4 protein-coding genes are annotated in these 2,012 nt (G+C 35.9%); 1 reads left to right on the forward strand and 3 read right to left on the reverse strand.

Annotated features, from left to right (window positions below; all coding sequences use genetic code 11):
• Positions 1–401 precede the first annotated feature (401 nt).
• From fsa to OZD63_RS01795, 3 genes are read right to left on the reverse strand one after another with little or no spacing between them, the layout of a single operon-like run.
• Positions 402–1,043: a fructose-6-phosphate aldolase gene (gene fsa, locus OZD63_RS01785; protein WP_155968460.1), complete on the reverse strand. Its 642-nt coding sequence runs from the start codon at positions 1,041–1,043 to the stop codon at positions 402–404.
• Between the two features lie 39 nt (positions 1,044–1,082).
• On the reverse strand, positions 1,083–1,424 hold the full coding sequence (locus tag OZD63_RS01790) for a hypothetical protein (RefSeq protein WP_275007974.1): 342 nt from the start codon (positions 1,422–1,424) through the stop codon (positions 1,083–1,085).
• Positions 1,405–1,590: a hypothetical protein gene (locus tag OZD63_RS01795; RefSeq protein ID WP_265042929.1), complete on the reverse strand. Its 186-nt coding sequence runs from the start codon at positions 1,588–1,590 to the stop codon at positions 1,405–1,407. Before OZD63_RS01795 ends, OZD63_RS01790 begins: the two co-directional genes overlap by 20 nt.
• A gap of 139 nt (positions 1,591–1,729) precedes the next feature.
• Between OZD63_RS01795 and OZD63_RS01800 the strand changes: the two genes are divergently transcribed.
• On the forward strand, positions 1,730–2,012 hold a 283-nt coding region (locus tag OZD63_RS01800), incomplete at its 3' end, for a transposase (protein WP_274979865.1).

The following is a 2,012-nucleotide window of genomic DNA, read 5'->3' on the forward strand; positions in this document are numbered from 1 at the left end:
CCAGTATTGGTCTAATTTTTTCAAATTGTTCTTTACTTATATCTCTTGGATAGCTTTTTTGCATAGATATACCTCTTTCTTAACTATGCTTATTTTACCTCATATTTTCGAGATCCTTAACAGGTTCTAAGAAACTGGTTCTTCTTTTTTTCTATAGCTTTAGGTTTACCTACAATTTGAAAAACAACAAATTCGTCATTCCGCTACTCGTTAGCGCCTCGGCGGTATGATGTAGGGAAACCTTTCTTGGGCTAGCTATAAAGTTAAAATTCGACCAGGGCAGCCGCAATAAGGTAGCAAACGCCATCATGTCTTTAGGAGAGTTTGCTAATGAAGGCTCTTAAGTTGACGCCATTGCCTGAACGGATACGCCAATTTTTATGTTCATTTGTAACCGTTTATTATTTTACACCCCAGTCTTTTTCAAATATTGCTAGCCCTTGGTCAGTAAGTGGGTGATTAATTAATTGTCTAAGTACTTTTGCTGGCACAGTAATTGAATCAGCACCAAGCCTTGCAGCTTCTATTACATGCGCTGGGCTTCTCACTGACGCAACAAGAACTTTAGTATCAAAACCGTAATTAGAATATATAGTACATATATCTTCTATTAGCGATAAGCCATCATAGCTTATATCATCAAGGCGACCAACAAAGGGGGAAATAAAACAAGCACCGACCTTAGCGGCAAGCAGTGCTTGTCCAGGAGAAAAACATAATGTGATGTTAACAGGTATTTTATGCTCTGTCCATAACTTTTTACAAGAAATTAATCCTTCATGTATAAGAGGCAATTTGATCACAACATTATCAGCAATTTTTGCTAAATTCAGACCTTCTGTGATCATCTCTTCATGGCTATCTGCAACAACTTCAACACTAACAGGCCCTTTTATAATAGAGCATATTTCACGCACTAAATCCTCGTATTTATCTTTACGCCCGGACTTTGCTATTAAAGAAGGATTAGTTGTTATGCCGTCAATGAACTCCTTTAGTTCTTTAATTTCATTTAAATCAACGCTATCAAGAAAAATTTCCATATTAATCTCCTATAAAAAAAATACCCTTGCAAAATCTTGTCATCCTACCGCTTGACTTACAACCGTATGAACTTCCTGCGTTGTAAACATCAAACGGCCGATAACACAACTGTACAAATATTGAGACATAAGAGTAATTTGTACCAAGAAAAAAGATGTCATCCCAGTGCCCAGACCCCCTAGACAATGTACCATCTTTTGATTTTGTCCATTCTGGGCGGGGTTTTCAAGTTCTTTGATCTTAAATACTACATCTACTTTATCAAGATCAATGTTGACTTCTTTTACTAATGTCCTAATAAGACTACGTTTGGCTTGCCAATCTAGGTCCGATTTAACACTAGAATAAAAGCCCTTTATGCTATTTGTAATAAGATTCATTTTCTGCCGTATTCCCTTTTACCTTTTTCTTCTCTCCTTTAATCTCTTTTAAACGTTCCTTCATTTTTTTTATTGCCTGCTTAAAGTCTTCCTTACTTATAGTTAGTGCATACTTTGTTGCCGTAAAAACTTCTGGTACCCAAACAGTTGTAATAAGTATACACAATCTTTGTCAACTATTTTCGGCACTGGTATATAAATCCAATTCTCTTCATCTGTACTATAAATAGAGTGACCTTACCCAGAAAAAGTGGAGAGAAAGAAAAGAGTTTTTTTGGGTAAAATAAAATTTTGGAGGATTAGAAATGGTAAGAGAATATACAGCAGAATTCAAATTGGAAGCTGTTAAACTGGCAAATGAACAAAGAAAGGCAGGTCAAACAATTACAAAAATAGCAAAGGATTTAGGAATAAAGGGTGGTTTATTAGGAAAATGGATAAAGAAACACAACGAAAAAAAGTCGGCAGCAGATGCATTTCCAGGTAGAGGTAACATGGCTCCTTACGACAAAGAGAGGTTTGATTTACAAAGCAAGAGTAACAAGGGAAAGAGACATTTAAAAAAAAGCCCTGGCCAGTCAAAAAGAG

The organism is Wolbachia endosymbiont of Drosophila leontia, assembly GCF_028981785.1.
Taxonomy (GTDB): domain Bacteria; phylum Pseudomonadota; class Alphaproteobacteria; order Rickettsiales; family Anaplasmataceae; genus Wolbachia; species Wolbachia pipientis.